The sequence below is a fragment of the Croceibacterium selenioxidans genome (assembly GCF_018599195.1).
GTDB lineage: Bacteria > Pseudomonadota > Alphaproteobacteria > Sphingomonadales > Sphingomonadaceae > Croceibacterium_A > Croceibacterium_A selenioxidans.
In genome coordinates this window covers 1,311,664-1,329,475 of record NZ_JAHFVK010000001.1, presented here as the reverse complement: position 1 = coordinate 1,329,475, position 17,812 = coordinate 1,311,664, and the positions used below count along the sequence as shown (strand labels likewise).

The following is a 17,812-nucleotide window of genomic DNA, read 5'->3' as shown; positions in this document are numbered from 1 at the left end:
ATCAGGCTGCCTAGATAATCGGTCCAAGAACAGGAGCTAAGACATGGCCACCAAAAACGTTACCGATGCCAGCTTCCAGGCGGACGTCCTCGATTCCGAGACTCCGGTGCTGGTCGATTTCTGGGCGGATTGGTGCGGCCCCTGTAAGATGATCGCTCCTGCGCTGGAGGAAATCAGCGAAGAATTGGCCGGTCAGGTGACCATCGCCAAGATGGACATCATGGAGAATCCGGAAGTGCCCGGCCAGATTGGCGTGCAGTCGATTCCGCTGATGATCCTCTACAAGAACGGTCAGCCCATCGCGCAGAAGCTCGGCGCTGCACCGAAGAGCCAGCTCAAGGGTTGGATCGAAAGCGTCATCTAAAAGTTACTCCCCTCCCGTTGGCGGGAGGGGACTCACTCCGGCGGCAGGTTTGCCAGCCGGGTGGCCATTTCATCCCACAAAGCGGGTGACGCTGCGCCGACCAGGCCTTTGCGAGCCCACTCGTCGACCCGGTACGGTGAGCCATCGAGGCGCGCGACCTTTCCGCCTGCCTCATTGAGCCACAGCACCCCTGCGGCATGGTCCCAGGCGAGCGTGCGTTCGAAGATGGAAACGTCGTTCACTCCCAGGGCCAGGCGCGGATATTGCTCCGCGGCGCAATAAGGGACGTCGACCAGGCGATAGCCAGCGGCGGCTTCCTTGACCGCCTCGCGCCGGGCACCCTCCATGAAGATAAGCGAGATGGCCGCGACCGGCGGGCTCTCGCCGGTCGGGCGGGCGCTGATTTTCTCGCCGTTGACGAACGCGCCCTTGCCGCGATGGGCCACGCAGAAGCGATCGGTCAGGCAGTCGTAAATCCATCCGGTATGGGCCTCACCGCCCGAGGCCATGGCGATGAGGATGCCGAACGGAGGCTGGCCCTTGGCGAAATTGCGCGTGCCATCGAGCGGGTCGACGATCCAGCAATCGCTGGAAAGACGGTCTTGCACCGAAGCGTCGGCATGCGCCGCTTCCTCGCCGACGATAGGAAGGCCGGGAATGATCTTGGCCAGGCCTTCGGCAAGCATCTCCTCGGACAGGTTGTCGGCCACCGTTACGACGTCATCGGCAGCCTTGGCCGTGACCTCGTCAGCAGCGAGCTTCTGATAATAAGGGGTGATCGCCCGTCGCGTGACATCGCGCAGCAGCTCATGCATCGCGCTATGAAGCGCGTTGGGCGTCACGAGCGGTAGTCCGCGTTTATCGCAATGTAGCCGTGGGTCAGGTCGCAGGTCCACACCGTGGCGCTCCCTTCACCAAGACCAAGGTCGACCTCGATGTCGATCTCCCGGCCCTTGAGATGCGCCGCAACCGGCGTTTCGTCATAGTCGGCGAGTGGCAGGCCCTCCTTCGCGGCCCAAACCCCGCCAAAACCGATCGAGAGCTTGTCGCGGTCAGCCGGCTCGCCCGCCTTGCCCACAGCCATGACTACGCGGCCCCAATTGGCGTCCTCGCCGGCGATGGCTGTCTTGACCAACGGGGAGTTTGCGATGGCGAGACCGATCCGGCGCGCGCTGTCATCGGAAACAGCTCCGGAGACCTGAACCTCGATCAACTTCTGGGCGCCTTCGCCATCGCGCACGACCAGCATGCCCAATCTCTTGCACACGTCGTGCAGCGCGGCGGCGAAGGCCTCGCTTCCGATATCCTCCAACGAGGCGAGCGGGACATTTCCGGCTTTGCCGGTGGCGAACGCCAACACCGTGTCGCTGGTCGAGGTATCGCTATCGACCGTAATGCACGAGAAGGTGCTTTCATTCGCGGCAGAGAGGCACTGTTGCAAGAACCCGGGCTCGACCGCGGCGTCGGTGAAAATGTAGCCGAGCATGGTGGCCATGTCTGGCGCAATCATGCCGGAACCCTTGATGATCCCGCCGATCGTGACCGTCCTATCTCCGATAACCGCCTTGGCTACCGCGCCTTTTGAGAAAGTATCGGTCGTTCCGATGGTTATGGCGGCATCTTCCCATGAACAGGCAGGAGCCTGCAGCACTGACGCCACGCCTTCGCGCGCCTTGTCCTTCGGCAAGGGCACGCCGATCACGCCGGTGGACGACACGAAGACGTCGCTTGGCTGGCAATCGAGATGGGCGGCGACCTGGGCCATGATCTGCTCGACCGCTTCCCGTCCTCGATAGCCGGTAAAGGCGTTGGAGTTCCCCGCGTTCACCACAAGGGCCCGTGCACGTCCAAGCCGTACCTGCTCGCGCCCCAGCTCAACCTCGCTCGAACAGCACACGTTCTTGGTGAATACCCCGGCAACCGTGGTTCCTTCCGCCAACTCGACGTACGTCAAATCGCAGCGATCCCAGGACTTGTAGTGGGCACGGGCAATGCGCAGTGTGACACCGTCGATCGAGGGAATCTCGGGAAAGGGCTGGGCGAGCGGAGAGCGTTCGAGGTCCATGGGCAAGCGCCTGTAATACCCAGCTGTGCCCGCGTAAACGCGCATTGCTGCTGGACCTTTGCCAGAGCACGAACTATCTTTCTCCGCGATGCTTCGGAAGCTAGCCGCTCTTCTGTTCCTCCTCACGGGTCTGGCCGTCCTCGCGCAGCCTGCGCAGGCGCGGATTTTCGACGTCGAGAGCGTGCGGACAGTCGATGTTGGTTACGCCTGCTCTGCGCAAGTGGGAGCTTCGGCTGCGCGTCTCGCCGTCCGTCAGGACAGGGACGCGGCCCAGCCCAAGATGTGCCCGCGGCCGCCGAAGATCGTACTCATCGTTCCCACGGTGATGCTCCAGGCTGACCGCGCGCGCGAATAGCGCGGCGACATCCCAATTCCGTTCGGTAACTCCGGCCACGCGCTGGCGCGCGGCCGCCTTAGCTTCATACAGACAGGATTCGCCTCATGATCGGCGCGCTCGCCAAGGCCGTTTTCGGCTCCGCTAACGACCGTTACGTCAAGTCTCTCGACAAAATTGTCGCCACTATCAATGCTCTCGAGCCACAGCTCGAAGATTTCTCTGACGCCGAGCTGTCGGCCCAGACCGCCAAGTTCCGCCAGCAGCTTGAGGGCGGTAAGACGCTCGACCAGATCCTGCCCGAAGCCTTCGCGACCGTTCGTGAGGCTTCGAAGCGCGTGCTCGGCATGCGTCACTTCGACGTGCAGCTGATCGGTGGCATTGTCCTCCATCGCGGCGAGATCGCCGAAATGCGGACGGGCGAAGGCAAGACCCTTGTGGCCACGCTCGCCACCTACCTCAACGCGATCGAGGGCAAGGGCGTCCACGTCGTCACCGTCAACGACTATCTCGCCCGCCGCGACGCGGAATGGATGGGCCGGATCCACCAGTTCCTGGGCCTCACCGTGGGCGTGATCGTGCCCAACCTTCCCGAGCATGCCCGGCGCGACGCCTATGCGGCCGACATCACCTACGGCACCAACAACGAATTCGGTTTCGACTACCTGCGCGACAACATGAAGCAGGAGCGCACGCAGCAGGTCCACCGTCCCTTCAACTACGCCATCGTCGACGAGGTGGACTCGATTCTGATCGATGAGGCCCGGACTCCGCTGATCATCTCCGGCCCGACCGAGGACAAGTCGGACCTCTACATTGCCCTCGACCAGCTGGTGAAAACCCTTCCGGCCGATCTCTACGAGGCTGACGAGAAGACCAAGAACATCTCGTTGACCGAAGAAGGTGTCGAGCATGTCGAGCAGCTGCTGATCGCCAATGGGGTGATCTCAACCGACAATCTCTACGACGTCGAGAACACTCTGGTCGTCCACCATCTCGATCAGGCGCTGCGCGCGAACGTGATGTTCAAGCGCGACATTGATTACATCGAGAAGGACGGCAAGATCGTCATTATCGACGAGTTCACCGGCCGCATGATGGACGGGCGTCGCTGGTCGAACGGTCTGCACCAGGCTGTCGAGGCCAAGGAGGGGGTAAAGATCGAGCCCGAGAACCAAACGATGGCCTCGATCACCTTCCAGAACTACTTCCGCATGTACCCCAAGCTTTCCGGCATGACCGGCACCGCCGCGACTGAAGCAGCCGAATTCTGGGACATCTACAAGCTCAACGTCGTCGAAATCCCGACCAACCTGCCCGTGCAGCGGATCGACGAGGAAGACGAGTTCTACAAGAACACCGCCGACAAGTTCCAGGCGATCGCCAAATCGATCCGCGAGAAGCAGGACCTGGGGCAGCCGGTTCTGGTCGGCACCGTGTCGATCGAGAAGTCGGAACTCCTCTCGGGCTATCTCAAGAAGGAGGGCGTGGAGCACGCCGTGCTCAACGCGCGTTTCCACGAGCAGGAGGCTCACATCGTTGCGCAGGCGGGACGCCTTCGCGCCGTGACGATCGCCACCAACATGGCGGGCCGCGGCACCGACATTCAGCTCGGCGGCAACGTGGAGTTCCGGATCGAGGACGAGCTGAAGGACCTTGAGGAAGGCCCCAAGCGCGATCTGGAGATCGATCGCATCAAGGCTGAAGTCGCTGCCGAACGGCAGAAGGTGAAGGACGCGGGCGGCCTCTTCGTACTCGGCACCGAACGCCATGAAAGCCGCCGCATCGACAACCAGCTGCGCGGCCGCGCTGGCCGCCAGGGCGACCCTGGCCTGAGCCGCTTCTATCTCTGCCTGGAGGACGATCTCCTGCGCATCTTCGGGCCGGACACGCTGTTTGCCAAGATGATGAACTCCAACCTCGCGGACGGCGAAGCGATCGGATCGAAGTGGCTTTCCAAGGCCATTGAGACCGCGCAAAAGAAGGTCGAGGCGCGCAACTACGAAGTGCGCAAGCAGGTCGTCGAATACGACAACGTCATGAACGACCAGCGCAAGGTGATCTACGAGCAACGCTCCGAGGTCATGGACGCGGATGCCGTCGACGATGTCGTTACCGACATGCGCGTGGATGCGATCAACACCATGGTCGGCACAGCTTGTCCGCCAGAGTCCTATCCCGAACAGTGGGACATCCAGACCCTTAAGGCGAGAGTCGCCGATGTGCTCGGCATGGAGCCGCCGATCGACGCGTGGATGGAAGAGGAAGCGCTCGAGCCCGACATCATAGAGGAACGCCTGGTTACGCTCGCGGAAGAGAAGATGGCCGCCAAGATCGGCGAAACCGATCCGAGCATCTGGCGTCAGATTGAGAAGAGCATCCTGCTCGATCGGCTCGATCACCACTGGAAAGAGCATCTCGCGACCCTCGATGCCCTGCGCCAAGTCGTGTTCCTGCGGGCCTATGCACAGAAACAGCCGATCAACGAATACAAGCAGGAGGCGTTCGGCCTGTTCGAAAACATGCTCGAAGCGATCCGCGAGGACGTGACCCGCGTGTTGATGACGGCCCAACTTCGCATGGCCGAACCTCCGCCGCCGCTACCCGAACTGCCGGAGTTCCTGACCGGGCACATCGACCCGTTCTTCGGCACGGACGATGCGGAAGGCGTCGGCCGGATTGCCGGGGCGGAAGCGATCCTGGGTTCACTTGCGGGCGCACCCCATCCGACCGTTGGACCGGGCGGCGCCGAAGGCGATAGCAATCCTTACGCAGGCCTCGACATCAGCCGCAACGCGCCGTGTCCCTGCGGTTCGGGGCAGAAGTACAAGCACTGCCACGGGGCAGCCTGAACGCTGGATTCTCCCCGAGACCCTAGCTCGGGGAGGATCAGCGGCTGAGCGAGCCTCGGCCTTGCCCCCATTGTAACACCTGTTAGTAATGTCGCCGGGAAAGGAAGCCGGCGATGAAGATCACGCGCTTGCCGCTCCCTCGCTGCTCGGTGGGCGAGGGTCCGGTTTGGGATGAGGGCGAGCAAGCGCTCTATTACATCGATATTCTTGAAAAACGGGTCTTTCGTTGGGACCCGGCGTCCGGCGATCACCGGAGTTGGGCCGTCCCGGCGATGATTGGATCAATGGCTTTGCGCGAACAGGGCGGTGCGATCGTGTCGCTGCCCGATGGGATCCACGCTCTCGATTTCGAGAGCGGCGAAGTCACCCCGTTCGCCCTTTTCAACCCGCCAGACCCTGCGACGCAGCTGGCCGACGGCAAAGTCGACCGGGCCGGGCGCTTCCTGTTTGGGACCAGCCATCGTCAGGCGAAAGACCCCATTGGCGGTCTCTACACATTGGGTCCGGACGGCAGCATCACCCAACTCGACGACGGCGTAACTTTGGGCAACGGCCCGTGTTTTTCGCCCGATAGCCTTATCCTCTATCATGCTGACTCAATGCGCCAGGCGATCTACGCTTACGACTACGACCTCGCGCGGGGCACGGCGTCGAACCGGCGAGTATTCTTCGATACCACCGATTATGGCCCCATTCCCGACGGGGCGACGATCGACGCCGACGGCAACATGTGGGTAGCGATCTGCGAAGGAGGGGTGGTCCTGTGCCTATCTCCTGCCGGTGAAGTCAAACAGGTGATCGAGATGCCGACCAAGCTGCCCGCCAGCTGCATGTTCTTCGGCCCTGATCTCGATCGACTCTTCGTTCCCAGCATCGACCCTTCATTCCTCGGTCGCGAGCCGGCTGTGGGTGACGGATGGTGTTACGTTATTGACGGCCTCGGTGTGCGCGGCCTGCCGGAGCCAAGATACCGTGGATAAACGCCTTCCACCGCTGCTGGTCGCGGTCTTCATCAACATCGCGGGATTCAGCCTGATTCTGCCGCTGTTGCCCTTCTACGGGCAGGTGTTCGACGCGCAGCCCTACGAAATCGCCATGCTGTTCGCGGCTTATAGCTTCGGCAACGTGTTCGGAGAAATCCATTGGGGCCGGCAGTCGGACGTTTGGGGACGACGCAAGGTCTTGGCGCTCACAACCTTCGTTGCCGGGCTGAGCTATTTCGCTTTCGCTTATGCGCCCACACTTTGGGCCGCTATCCTCATCCGCATTGTGAGCGGGTTCTTTTCCGGAACCCTGAGCGTCGCGCAGGGCTTCATCGCCGATGTCTCCACGCCTGAACGCCGGGCCAAGACCATGGGTCTGTTCGGCGCGGCCTTCAGTCTCGGCTTTGCCTTCGGGCCGGTCATCGGCGGCTTGTTTGCTGGTGAAGAGGCCGTGGCCGCCAGCTTCCGCTTGCCGATCTTCATTGCCGGCGGGTTTTCGATCCTCGCCTCACTCTGGTGCCTTGCCGTCCTCCGTGACGCGGTGCCACCCAAGGGAAAGGGCGCGCCGCTGCCCAAGTACAGCGAGGCCTTCGCCTTCGTCGGCGGTCAACCGCTGTTGCTAAGACTGTTTGTGATCTCGTTCTTCGGCATCGCCCTGTTCGCCTCGATGGAGGCGATCTACGGGCTTTGGAGCGAGGAGAACTTCGGTTGGAACGCCAAGGATCTCGGCTTCGCGTTCCTCGCCATCGGCGGAGGCGGTTTGTTAAGCCAGTTGTTCCTGATCGGCCCGCTTGCGGCGCGGTATGGCGAAGCGCGGGTGATCGTGATTGGGCTTTCGCTTCTGGCGCTATCGATGGCGCTGCAGCCCATCATCCGTATGCCGATCTCCGGTGTGCTGCTGATGGGGCTGCTGATGACGGGCCACAGCCTTGCGTTTCCTTCGGCCGGTGCGCTGCTGTCGCGCAATACGCCTCCTGAACGGCAGGGTAGCACTATGGGGCTGATGATGGCTTCGAACGCGGTCGGCCGTATCGTCATGCCGCCGTTGTTCGGTCTGATCTACGGCCAGGTTGGCCATGACGCGCCCTGGTACGTGGGTGCGGTAATGATCGGGCTGGTGGCGCTCGTCGCGTTGCAGGCGGTGCGGATCACAGACAAGGCGCGGGTGGTGGCGGCTTAGGCCGGTTTCTTCTTCGGTAGCACGTGAAGCACCGCGATAATCGCGCTGCCGACGATGAGACCGACCACCGCCGCTCCGAGCGCTTCGACGACCCATTGAAGCACGGCGGGAGCGAACGAGACGGTCTCGCTTACGGCAACGGCCAGGTCGTGGATGGTGTGCGGGATCACGCCGAGGCCGAATTGCTCAAGCCCATGGACGAAGATTCCGCCGCCAACCCATAGCATCGCCGCAGTGCCAATGATCGAGAGCGCCTGGAGGAGGTAGGGCATCGAGTTCACCAGACCATGTCCGATCTTGCGCAGGTAGGCCTGGGGCCGCGCGGACAGGTGCAATCCCAGGTCGTCCATCTTCACCAGCAGGGCCACGGCTCCATAGACGCCAAGGGTGATTACGACCGCCACAGCCGCCAGCACCGCTGCCTGCATCGGCAGCGACAAGGGGGGCAGGCTATTCAGCGCGATGGCCATGATCTCCGCGGACAAGATGAAATCGGTGCGGATTGCGCCGCCCACCTGGCGGTCCTCGAGTTCCTTTGCGTCGGTGATCTCGGTCACTTCCTCCGCGTGACTGGTGTGGGAGAGGGATTCCCAGATCTTCTCGGTCGCTTCGAAGGCGAGATAGGCGCCACCGACCATGAGCAGGGGGGTTATCGCCCAAGGGGCGAATGCGCTGAGCAGCAGCGCCGCAGGCAGAAGGAACAGCAGCTTGTTGCGCAAGGAGCCCAGAGTGATCTTGGCGATGATCGGCAACTCGCGCTCGGGCGAGAGTCCCACGACGTATTTCGGCGTAACTGCCGTGTCGTCGATCACGACCCCGGCCGCTTTTGTGCCTGCCTTGCCAGCTGCTCCGGCGACGTCGTCTATCGACGTCGCAGCAAGCTTCGCCAACGTGGCGATGTCATCGAGCAGCGCGACCAATCCCCCGGGCATGCAAACTCCTGATCCCTGCGCACTGGCGCAATATGCTGGCAGTCCATGACTTGCGATGGCATTGCAAGCCAAACAACAGCGCGTGGGAGAAAGTCGATGAAGCGAGTGGCGTTGGCCTTGGTGGTTTCCGGCTTGGCCTTGTCGGGCACGGCAATCGCTCAGGGAGCCGATCCTGTCGCGGCAATCGCGGCTGCTGTGGCCGATGCTCAGCGTCCCGAGACCGACACAGCGCGGGACGCGGCGCGCAAGCCGGCGGAAATCGTGGCCTTTGCCGGGGTGAAACCGGGTGCAATCGTGGCTGAGATGGCACCGGGCGGGGGATATTACACCCGCATCCTCGCCAAGGCGGTGGGACCTGAAGGCAAGGTCTACGCCATGGTGCCCGCGGCCTTTGCCAACCGTCCCGGCGCGATGGACGCCATCAACGCGCTGGCGGCGCAATATCCCAACGTGAGGGTCGTCACCGTCGACTATGCTGACATAAAGTTGCCCGAGCCCGTCGACCTTGTCTGGACGACCGAGAATTATCACGACTTCCATAACGGTCCGACGGCGAACGTCGCCGCGATCAATAGCTCGGTTTTCTCGGCCTTGAAGCCGGGAGGCATCTTCTTCGTCGAAGACCACGCGGCGGCGGACGGTGCGGGAACGACGGTCACCTCGACACTGCATCGCATCGAACCGGCCGCGGTGGTGCGGGAAATGACCGCAGCCGGCTTCGCGCTCGATGCTCAGTCCGACCTGCTCAAGAATCCGGCCGATCCGAAGACCGCCGGCGTCCGGGACCCCTCGGTACAGGGTGAAACCGAAAAATTCGCCATGCGTTTCCGCAAGCCCGCCTGAGGGCGGAACTCGCGCAAATTCGGCTATTTAGTGTTGAAGAGTGGCTCCCCGAGTTGGACTATAACTAACGTCCGGCGTCGTTCATTATTGTTCAAAAAGACGCGCAAATCCTAGGTGTTAGGCAGTTGGGTGTCCGTATCTGTTCGTTGACAGTCGCTCAAAGTCGCGTCAAGATGTGGGAACCAACGAGGGTTCCCGCGCGTGGGCAAGCTTACCGAACTGAAGGTCAAAAATGCAAAGCCCGGCACTTATGGTGATGGTGCTGGGCTATACCTTCGTGTGAAGCCGAGTGGTGCGAAATCCTGGGTCTTGCGTGTGCAGTTCCAGGGTCGTCGCCAGGATATTGGCCTAGGAGGATATCCCGCCGATCGTTCGCTCGCAGAGGCCCGTGAGGAGGCCGCGAAGCTGCGTAAGCTCGCTCGTCGTGGTGCCAACGCGATAGCTGAACGGGATCGTGAAAAAGTCTCCATTCCGACTTTTACGGCGGCGATGGAGGCCACCCATCGTGAAAAGAAGAAGGGGTGGACTGACAAAGCGGCGAAGAGCTTCGAGCAGTCTTTGAGAGATCACATCGTACCGCGGATCGGCGCGAAACGCGTCGACGATGTCGACGCTGCCGCCGTGATAGCTGCGCTGTCATCAACCTGGATTGCCAAGCCGCAGATTGCGAAAAAGCTCAGAGCACGCGTCATGCAGGTGCTCCGCTACGCCAAGGCACAGGGTTGGCGCGGACCTGTACCAGAATCCAAGGACATCAGTGACGGCCTCGCGAAGCAGCCCAAAGGTGGAAACTTCGCGGCCATGCCGTTTGCTGACGTACCTGCCTTCATGACCGACCAGCTGGGTAAGGAGGATACCTCGGGCCGGCTCGCGCTTCTGTTTACCATCCTGACCGCCGCGCGGAGCGGGGAAGTGCGAAATGCTGAATGGACGCAAGTCGATTTGGAAGCGCGCACCTGGACCAGGCCTGCTGTGATGATGAAGATGCGCGACAAGCATGTCGTGACGCTCAATGAGGCTTCGATCGCGATCTTGAAACGAGCTGGTGAGCTATTCGGCAAAGTGGGTCTCATCTTCCCGGGTTCGCGTCCCAAAAGCACACTTAGCGATATGACGCTTTCCAAAATCATGCGCGCGTCAAAGCAGACTGCCACCGTGCATGGCTTTCGTTCGAGCTTCCGCGATTGGGCGGCAGAGATGATGCCGACCATTCCGGCCATGGTTGCCGAGATGGCGCTGGCTCACAAGGTCGGTACGGCCACCGAGCAAGCCTATCTGCGGTCGGATCTGCGGGACATGCGCCAATCACTGATGGATGCGTGGGGTCGCTTTGTGGCCCCGTCGCTCTCTGGTGAAGGAGACAATGTCGTGTCGTTAGACGCGGCGAAGAAATCGACCGGATGAGCCGGCGATAAAGCGGCCGAACGAGGGTGCGCTAACACCCTCGCCGGCCTGACCATCAACGCCTTTCGTGGAGGCATCAATGGCTAAGGACCGTTTACGGGCGGAATCTGTACCCGCCAATCAATCATCGTCGTTAACAACTTCCTCCCGCTCCGCGGAGCCTCGGGTCGACCGGAGTATCCTGTGCGAAGCCGGCGATACCGCCGGTGAGCATCAGGAGAGGAGTGACGACATGAACATGATGACTGCGATCCACTCGACCACCGCTTTGACCGGCCTGGGTGGAATTCACTCGCCTTTGAACAAGGACGATTGGGGAGGCCTTATGGCTTCCTATCTCGCTGCGAAGAAGGCGGAGGACGGATATGACGTTGAGGTTTGGACCCCCGCTTATGAGCGGGAGAAGAAATTCGTAAAGGTCTGGGGTGGCGACAGGCGGCAGCTCTTCGAGGAGCATCCAGAGGAGTTCGTTCCGTCTGAGGTAGATGACGAGATGGAACGCCTGCAGGACGTGCGCTGCGACCTGGAGGACGCCCTTGTAGCTATGCCCGCGCCGGACGGCGAAGCGCTGCTATGGAAGTTGGATCACCTGCTAGCTGATCGCAATGGTGACGGTTGCGTGTCTGCCTGGAGCCTCGAATTCGTCGCGCAGACAGTTGCGGATTGTCGGCGAATACTTGGCGACGACCAATACGGACTGAGTGTGATGGCGGCAAAGCAGACGCGAGAGCCAGATCTCGTGGGTCCCGACCTTGGGTCGGCCGAGCCCATCGAAAAAGTAATCAAGAGCCTGGCCGCGCTTCGCAACAATTACCCCACGGCCTTTATCAAAGCCTGCAAGGATTCCGGCATTGATGTCACGGTAATGCGGGAAGCCGATGGCGTGGACCATCTGATGCTAGGTTGCCCTTGTGACGGGCAGGAGAAACTCCGTCTTCATCGCCTGGACGCTCTGAGGGCTCAATTGCGCCGCGGGAAGTCCCGCCGACAGGACGTCATAGACACGCTAAATCTATGCGGGCGGTTCGCGGACAATCAACCGTTCGGATCGATCGAGGAAGCGGCTGAAGCTTACCTAGGATTCGGCGGACGCATCTATGTCCTACCCGATGGCCAGTGTGAGGAGACCACGCCGTACGACGAAGAGCGCATCGAGGCAGAGCACTATGATGGGTATCCAATGCGTAGGATGCTCCAGCGCTATCAGCTTACTCTAGGCCGGCGCGGCGCCCGCGAAGCAATGGCAGCGTACGTACGGCAACACGGCGCCTTAGATGAAAAGAGCAAGGCCCACGTTCTTGAAAGAGAGGGCCAGGCCAATGGCTAATAGCTCCCTCACCGTTGCAGCGCCTTCGTTGCGTGCCGTGGAACAAGACGACGACTTCGACCTTCACGATCTTCGTGTGTTCGGCCGTATTCCGCCCGACGACAACTATGACATCGTCAAATTGAACGGCGGCGTGATTGTTTACGACCGAGTGTCCATCCACGTTGAAGGCTTCCTTGAGGGATATCTCTACGTCCGCGAGAGCCAGCATCCGTCGGCGTGCATGCCCTGGGAGGACTGGCTTAGGTACGAACTTGACGACGGTCATGTTCGCCGACGCGCTCAGCCTACAAGCCCTTTGAAAACCCGCCGAGAGGTCGTTCAAGCAATCCGCTGGCCACTGGGAGACCGCCCGAAGGACAACTGGGCTGTTCGCCTGGCGAGCGGACACGTCGACGGGCCATACTACGACTGGGCCTTTGGTCGCGACTTTGTCGGAAAGGTGGTCGGGATATACCGACAAAACTGAGTGCCCCAGGATGCCGATTTGTGGCTAGCGGAGCAATTGAGTAGCATTGGGCAGGGGATAGGCCGGCCAGCCGACAAGCGCGCATCCCACGCGCTTCCCCTGCCACCACTTGGGAGCCGCTGAGGGAGGCGGGCAGGTGACATGACGACCTGGATCACACCATCCGAAGCAGAACGGCATGTCGCCGGGGCGCTAGGCAGCGGGGCGCTGCTCAGTGGCGCGGCTCGCCAGCGTCTCTACGGCTGGTTCTGGCAAGGAAAGGTCAGACTCATTGCCCTAGAGGTTGAAAAGTGGGTTGATAAAGCCCGGCCGGCAATGTCGCCGGTCGATGCTAAGCCTGGGGGCGACCCGGTTCGTGCCGCATTGAAACTGGGCATCCTCAATGCCTCCGAGCTTCCGCTGGAGCACTCGATGGTAACCGAGGTGCAGGTTTCCGCTTCAGATTGGCTAGCGGCAGCTGAGGCGGGCTTTGATGAGCAAGATTTTTGGCAGGCCAGCGAGCTATCTCACCGCCTTGCGACGCAGCGCCACCCTCTGGCCCGTATTGTGTATTCCGGGGTCCGCATAGCCATGGAAGATGTTGAACGCAGGCTGCAGATTGACGGACTGACACCGCTTGGAGTCGCCCACTCCAACGTACGCGACGAGGCGCATGTCCCGCCATTCAACGATGATGAGCGGCGCGAGTGGATGGAAACCTGCGAGATTGCCGACGGTGATGAAGCGCACCGCGAGTACAAGCGCCACCCGCGCTTTGACGGCACGAAACAGTCCGCTTGGCGCATCGAATGGCGCAGCGTGCACGGGCGCCCGCGGGGGCGCCCCCCAAAATCGTGAGTTAATTCGTCGGGAAATCGTTCTTACGATTTTGGCGCACGAATATCAGAGGGATAACTGAACTGCCGGACCCCAACGAACGGAGCCGGTAGCCCATGAATATCCCAACCCCCGCGCCGCTTGCTTACAGTGTCGCCGACGCGTGCCGCGTTACGTCGATCGGCCGAACCAGACTTTACGAGCTGATTGGCCAAGGCAAGATTGCCACCCGTAAGATCGGCCGTCGCACGCTGATTCCGGCAGACGCACTTCGCGCCTTCGTGGAAGGCGAGGCCGCGTAATGGAGCGGCAAAGCCCCCGCCCCGGGCAAGGGCGCGAGGGCTGGAATGTCCATTGCGGCGGACGTCTCAGCCCCACACCGTATCGACCGATCATCCAATCGACCCTGCGCATGGCTCTGCAGTTGCGGGCATTGACGTGGCCGCCGGCCTGGCAGTGGCGTCCGCGCCGGGCTGTGCGGAGGGCCGCATGACGCGCCGTTTCGCAAACAAGACGCCCAACAAGGCCCATCAGCGCGCTGCACTCACGGCGCTCCTGACCATGCGAGACAAGCCATTGTCGGACAGCGACAAGGTCTCGCTCTCACGCAGCTACGGGATGCCCGTCAGCGAGATCGAGAGCATCGCGGCCAACGTTTGCCGGGGTGCGGCATGACCTGGGCAGACGAACTCGAAACCTCGCTAAGTCCCAAACCGCAGTTCCTTGTCGAAATGCCCGACGGCATCAGGGATTGGACGGAGATAGGCCGCCAAACCACGCTGTTCAGCGTCATGCGAATGGCAGCGCCGAAGGTCTTCGGTATGGCCGTCCCCAACGCCGGAAAGCGCAATCCGATGCAGGCTCGCCGAGAAGGCATCCGGAGCGGTGCATTCGACACGGTCTGGCACTCTTACCCGCGCCTCATCGCCTATGTGGAAATGAAGGGATACGACAGCCGCGGCCGAGCTGGATCTCTGAGCACCAATCAGATCGAGTTCGGCAACCGCATGACCGCGCTAGGCATCCCGTGCGGCTGCTTCTTCGATCCCTGCAGCGCCGTTTCATGGCTGCGCGAGCAGGGCTTTCCGGTGACTGAGGTGCGCAATGGTCGCTGAGATCGTCGATCTTCATCGCTATCGCGAAGCGCGCTCTCGCAGAACAGGCAGTCTCGACAACCCTGCACGCGTCGCCATCCTTTGGTCCCGTATCGTCGATGCTCAGTCCCATGGGCAGCTCGACGCTATGCGGGGGGAGATACTGATCGTCGGCCGGACGTTGTTGGACTTCGAGCGTGACGATCTCGAGGCCTTGCTCGCGCAGCGCCGCAGGGAATTGGGCGAGCATAAATCGCTGGCGAGGTTGGCATGACCGATCTGCGTTTCATCATCCACGAGCACGTGCCGGGAGCCGATGGCTCCGAGCTCGAAAACCGGCTGGCGTTACTGAAGGCTCGGGACTTCGCGGCCGGCATGCTGGCCAAGGCCACTCACCCCGACGCTTACAACCTGGCTCAGCTCGCTCATGAAACAGCGGGCAAGACAGTTTTTGCGGATCTGACCGAGCGAGAGTTGAACGACGCTGTGACCCTGTGTCGCTGCTGCGTTCAGGCCTCCCTTTGCGCCGACCGTTTGCTTGGAGATGCCGCATGACGTCGCTTCCCGAAGGCGAGGGCGCGCCTGGCTGGATGGGTCGGGCCCCAAAAGGCGACCGAAAGCAGAACGGTGAGGCTCAAGGCTGGGCGTCCGTCGCGAGCCAGTTCGTAGATTTGGAGGATCCAGGGCCTGACGAGTGTGACGTTGAAGCAAGGCCGCGGAACTACGACGCCAACGATGTTGCCTCGCTGCAGGGCTTCGACAAGGTGCGGGAAGAGTTTGCGCATCGAACGGAGCCGGCCTTACTTCCCGTGATCGACATGTCCGGATGGAACGAGGAACCTCCTCCGCGCCTGTCGGCTTGGGGTGATTGGCTCCCATTCCATCAAACGACGATGCTCACAGGCCAAGGCGGGGTGGGAAAGAGCCTATTTGAACAGGCGTTGTTCACTCACATCGCACTCGGCCTCCCATTCCTCGGAATGAAGACGGTCCAGATGAACACGCTCTACATCACCTGCGAGGATGATGAGAGCGAGTTGTGGCGTCGGCAGAAGGCCATCTGCGCAGCGATCGGCGTTCCTATTTCTGCAGTTGTGGGGAAGCTCTTTTTGGTCTCGCTGGCGGGCGTCCAGGACACGGCTTTACTGGCGTCGGACGAACACGGCACATTGAATCCGACGTCGCGATGGCAACAACTTCGGTCAACCTGCACGACCCACCGTATCCGGATCTATGGTTTCGACAATGCTACTGACGCCTTGGACGCTGACCACAACGACCTTCATGAGGTTGCCAGCTTCATGAACTTACTTACCGGTCTAGCGATCGAGATGGATGGCGTCTCGATGATCATTCACCACCCGAACAAGGCCGGTGACGATTGGCTCGGGTCTGTCGCGTGGCATACCAAGGTCCGCTCGCGTTTGATCATTAAGGCCGACGAAGATCGTGACGCTGACGCCAGGATGATCGAAAATCCCAAGGCAAACTACGGGCCCAGCGGCGGAAAGATCCACTTCCGCTGGCATCACGGCACCTTTGTTCGCGATGAAGACTTGCCATCTGACTATGCAGCAGATCTCGCAGATTCCATTCGGGTCACCGGCGAGAACGCGGCCTTCCTAGCGTGCTTGCAGGAGCGCGTTGCACAAGGTGATGGAAGAGCCGTCGGCCCATCGCCCGGCCCGAATTATGCACCGGCCCAGTTCGAAGGAATGGCGGCTGCCAAGGGCTTCAAGAAGGCCGTGCTCAAACGTGCCATGGACCGCCTGTTCGCGATCGGAGCGATCGAGTCAGTGGAGGTGAAAAACAAGAAGAGTGGGCGCTCTGGCTTCATCATCCAGGAGGTCGATGGAGGGTTGCACAACTCGCCGCACATCCCTCGCACATCACTGTCGCACAACCGCGCACATGTCCCTGCACAACTCGGCACACCACACACTGTAGATACTACGTATCTTATGGGCGCGGCCACTGAGGCCGCCGCGCCTGGTAAAGAGGAGGGGGGGAATGAGGTACTCCAGCCGCTCATCCAAGCGGTACGCGCGCGTGCGCGGGCCGATGTCGGATCGGCGAAAGGCAGCGGTTGATCCTATTGCAGGAGCCATGCACCGTTCTGAAATTCATGGTATTGCGCCATTATGGTAAAGCGGATTATCAGTGAGTCCACACCAGTTCCCACATTTGGAGGCCGATGAGGTGGAAACAGCCGTTCAAGTGGACACACCTGTCGTCGCACGTTCTGGCTCTGCCCATCGCCACAAGCCCGCTCCGCCAGCATTCGCCGAGGTCTTTATCCGCGTCGGCTGGCGCGGGGTCGAAGAAGCCTACGGCTCACGCACCGGCTGCAATCGCCGCTGGATCGATGATTGCGGCGGCGAGACGCTGTTCGCCCTGCGACGAGAGTATCGTCAGCGCCTCCGCCAATTGAGGGCAGGGCAGCGGAGCGCCCGCGCATGATCCGAGTTCAGGGAGTGGTGCATGCTCGGCACAGCTGCGGACAGGTGCTCGCATTGCCGATCAACGAACTAGACTTGATCCGAAGGTGTCCAGGTTGCGCTGAGGAGGTGCAAATCGAGCCGCATCAAGTCGAAGAGGCGCGGCGGGCCTATGCCCTTGCCTTGGGAGAGGCCGAGCGACAGGCAAGCACCGGAGCAACCCACGCTCACGTTGTCGTCGAAGCCGGCTCAGCCGAGCCGCAAAGGGTGCACTGATGTTAGTCGACTCCCCGCTTCTACGAGGCCCGGTTCCCTGGCAACCGCGTAGTGTTCGACCTGGCCGACGGCCGCGCGATCGAAACGCCGATCGACTGGTTCCCGATGCTGCAGGCGGCGCCGAAGGAGGCACGGGAAGAGTACGAGATCGAGGACGACGGCAAGGTGATGTGCTGGCCGGTACTTGGGGAACGCGTGTCGGTCGAGGCAGTGTTGCTTTTGCGCTACCCTACGTCAGCTTAATTGGCGCTGGACTTGTCATTCAGCGGGCCGCTTCACCATATCGCTACAATGCAGCGACGGTGACACTGCGGTCCCGAATACCACAAGCGCCAATGTTCTGGGTCCGCTCAGATACGCGCTAGATAGGAATGACCAGCTAGGCCGAGGTTAACCCCGGAGGGTTGCTGCAGTCTCCCTCGCTCATCTGGGCGA

At 61.4% G+C, this 17,812-nt stretch carries 21 protein-coding genes; 18 read left to right on the top strand and 3 right to left on the bottom strand.

The features are described from left to right. Positions 1-43: 43 nt before the first annotated feature. Entirely contained in the window at positions 44-364 is a 321-nt protein-coding gene (gene trxA, locus KK137_RS06490; RefSeq protein ID WP_214535342.1) for a thioredoxin, read from the top strand. Between the two features lie 32 nt (positions 365-396). Here the strand turns inward: trxA and KK137_RS06485 are convergent, their stop codons facing one another. Together KK137_RS06485 and argJ are read right to left on the bottom strand one after the other, a co-directional pair. Next, positions 397-1,179, bottom strand: a complete 783-nt coding sequence (locus tag KK137_RS06485; protein ID WP_214536036.1) for an inositol monophosphatase family protein — start codon at positions 1,177-1,179, stop codon at positions 397-399. 23 nt (positions 1,180-1,202) lie between these two features. Next, the gene (gene argJ, locus KK137_RS06480) at positions 1,203-2,429 is read right to left on the bottom strand and encodes a bifunctional glutamate N-acetyltransferase/amino-acid acetyltransferase ArgJ (RefSeq protein WP_214535341.1); all 1,227 of its coding nucleotides are present in this window, start codon (positions 2,427-2,429) and stop codon (positions 1,203-1,205) included. Positions 2,430-2,517: 88 nt separating this feature from the next. Between argJ and KK137_RS06475 the strand changes: the two genes are divergently transcribed. From KK137_RS06475 to KK137_RS06460, 4 genes are all read left to right on the top strand, one after another. Further along, the gene (locus KK137_RS06475) at positions 2,518-2,784 is read left to right on the top strand and encodes a hypothetical protein (RefSeq protein WP_214535340.1); all 267 of its coding nucleotides are present in this window, start codon (positions 2,518-2,520) and stop codon (positions 2,782-2,784) included. Between the two features lie 86 nt (positions 2,785-2,870). Next, positions 2,871-5,615, top strand: a complete 2,745-nt coding sequence (gene secA / locus KK137_RS06470; RefSeq protein ID WP_214535339.1) for a preprotein translocase subunit SecA — start codon at positions 2,871-2,873, stop codon at positions 5,613-5,615. Between the two features lie 113 nt (positions 5,616-5,728). Beyond that, positions 5,729-6,595 carry an SMP-30/gluconolactonase/LRE family protein gene (locus KK137_RS06465; protein WP_214535338.1) on the top strand — a complete coding sequence of 289 codons (867 nt, stop codon included), beginning with the start codon at positions 5,729-5,731 and terminating at the stop codon, positions 6,593-6,595. Further along, the gene (locus KK137_RS06460; protein WP_214535337.1) at positions 6,588-7,778 is read left to right on the top strand and encodes an MFS transporter; all 1,191 of its coding nucleotides are present in this window, start codon (positions 6,588-6,590) and stop codon (positions 7,776-7,778) included. The genes KK137_RS06465 and KK137_RS06460 overlap by 8 nt, the downstream gene beginning before the upstream one ends. On the opposite strand, the gene KK137_RS06455 is transcribed toward KK137_RS06460, so the two are convergent. Then, the gene (locus KK137_RS06455) at positions 7,775-8,710 is read right to left on the bottom strand and encodes a DUF808 domain-containing protein (protein ID WP_214535336.1); all 936 of its coding nucleotides are present in this window, start codon (positions 8,708-8,710) and stop codon (positions 7,775-7,777) included. The two genes, KK137_RS06460 and KK137_RS06455, sit on opposite strands and share 4 nt — an antisense overlap. Positions 8,711-8,806: 96 nt before the next feature. On the opposite strand from KK137_RS06455, the gene KK137_RS06450 reads away from it, so the two are divergent. From KK137_RS06450 to KK137_RS06390, 13 genes are all read left to right on the top strand, one after another. Beyond that, positions 8,807-9,553, top strand: a complete 747-nt coding sequence (locus KK137_RS06450) for a class I SAM-dependent methyltransferase (RefSeq protein WP_214535335.1) — start codon at positions 8,807-8,809, stop codon at positions 9,551-9,553. A 201-nt stretch (positions 9,554-9,754) separates the two neighbouring features. Continuing rightward, positions 9,755-10,957 (top strand): tyrosine-type recombinase/integrase, encoded by a 1,203-nt coding sequence (locus KK137_RS06445; protein ID WP_214535334.1) that lies wholly within the window; start codon positions 9,755-9,757, stop codon positions 10,955-10,957. A 232-nt stretch (positions 10,958-11,189) separates the two neighbouring features. Next, complete coding sequence (locus KK137_RS06440; protein ID WP_214535333.1) at positions 11,190-12,284, top strand: hypothetical protein; 1,095 nt, start codon at positions 11,190-11,192, stop codon at positions 12,282-12,284. Continuing rightward, a complete protein-coding gene (locus KK137_RS06435; protein ID WP_214535332.1) occupies positions 12,277-12,753 on the top strand; it encodes a hypothetical protein in 477 nt (158 codons plus the stop codon). The genes KK137_RS06440 and KK137_RS06435 overlap by 8 nt, the downstream gene beginning before the upstream one ends. Positions 12,754-12,894: 141 nt before the next feature. Beyond that, complete coding sequence (locus KK137_RS06430; RefSeq protein WP_214535331.1) at positions 12,895-13,590, top strand: hypothetical protein; 696 nt, start codon at positions 12,895-12,897, stop codon at positions 13,588-13,590. A 95-nt stretch (positions 13,591-13,685) separates the two neighbouring features. Next, positions 13,686-13,871 carry a helix-turn-helix domain-containing protein gene (locus KK137_RS06425; protein ID WP_214535330.1) on the top strand — a complete coding sequence of 62 codons (186 nt, stop codon included), beginning with the start codon at positions 13,686-13,688 and terminating at the stop codon, positions 13,869-13,871. Positions 13,872-14,058: 187 nt separating this feature from the next. Beyond that, positions 14,059-14,244: a hypothetical protein gene (locus KK137_RS06420; protein WP_214535329.1), complete on the top strand. Its 186-nt coding sequence runs from the start codon at positions 14,059-14,061 to the stop codon at positions 14,242-14,244. Then, positions 14,241-14,684 carry a hypothetical protein gene (locus tag KK137_RS06415; protein WP_214535328.1) on the top strand — a complete coding sequence of 148 codons (444 nt, stop codon included), beginning with the start codon at positions 14,241-14,243 and terminating at the stop codon, positions 14,682-14,684. Before KK137_RS06420 ends, KK137_RS06415 begins: the two co-directional genes overlap by 4 nt. Further along, entirely contained in the window at positions 14,674-14,937 is a 264-nt protein-coding gene (locus KK137_RS06410) for a hypothetical protein (protein WP_214535327.1), read from the top strand. Before KK137_RS06415 ends, KK137_RS06410 begins: the two co-directional genes overlap by 11 nt. After that, entirely contained in the window at positions 14,934-15,218 is a 285-nt protein-coding gene (locus KK137_RS06405; RefSeq protein ID WP_214535326.1) for a hypothetical protein, read from the top strand. The genes KK137_RS06410 and KK137_RS06405 overlap by 4 nt, the downstream gene beginning before the upstream one ends. Beyond that, the gene (locus KK137_RS06400) at positions 15,215-16,753 is read left to right on the top strand and encodes an AAA family ATPase (protein WP_214535325.1); all 1,539 of its coding nucleotides are present in this window, start codon (positions 15,215-15,217) and stop codon (positions 16,751-16,753) included. The genes KK137_RS06405 and KK137_RS06400 overlap by 4 nt, the downstream gene beginning before the upstream one ends. Positions 16,754-16,862: 109 nt before the next feature. After that, positions 16,863-17,123, top strand: coding sequence for a hypothetical protein (locus KK137_RS06395; RefSeq protein WP_214535324.1), 261 nt, complete (start codon positions 16,863-16,865; stop codon positions 17,121-17,123). Positions 17,124-17,428: 305 nt separating this feature from the next. After that, positions 17,429-17,620, top strand: a complete 192-nt coding sequence (locus KK137_RS06390) for a DUF2442 domain-containing protein (RefSeq protein WP_214535323.1) — start codon at positions 17,429-17,431, stop codon at positions 17,618-17,620. The last annotated feature ends 192 nt before the right edge of the window (positions 17,621-17,812 follow it).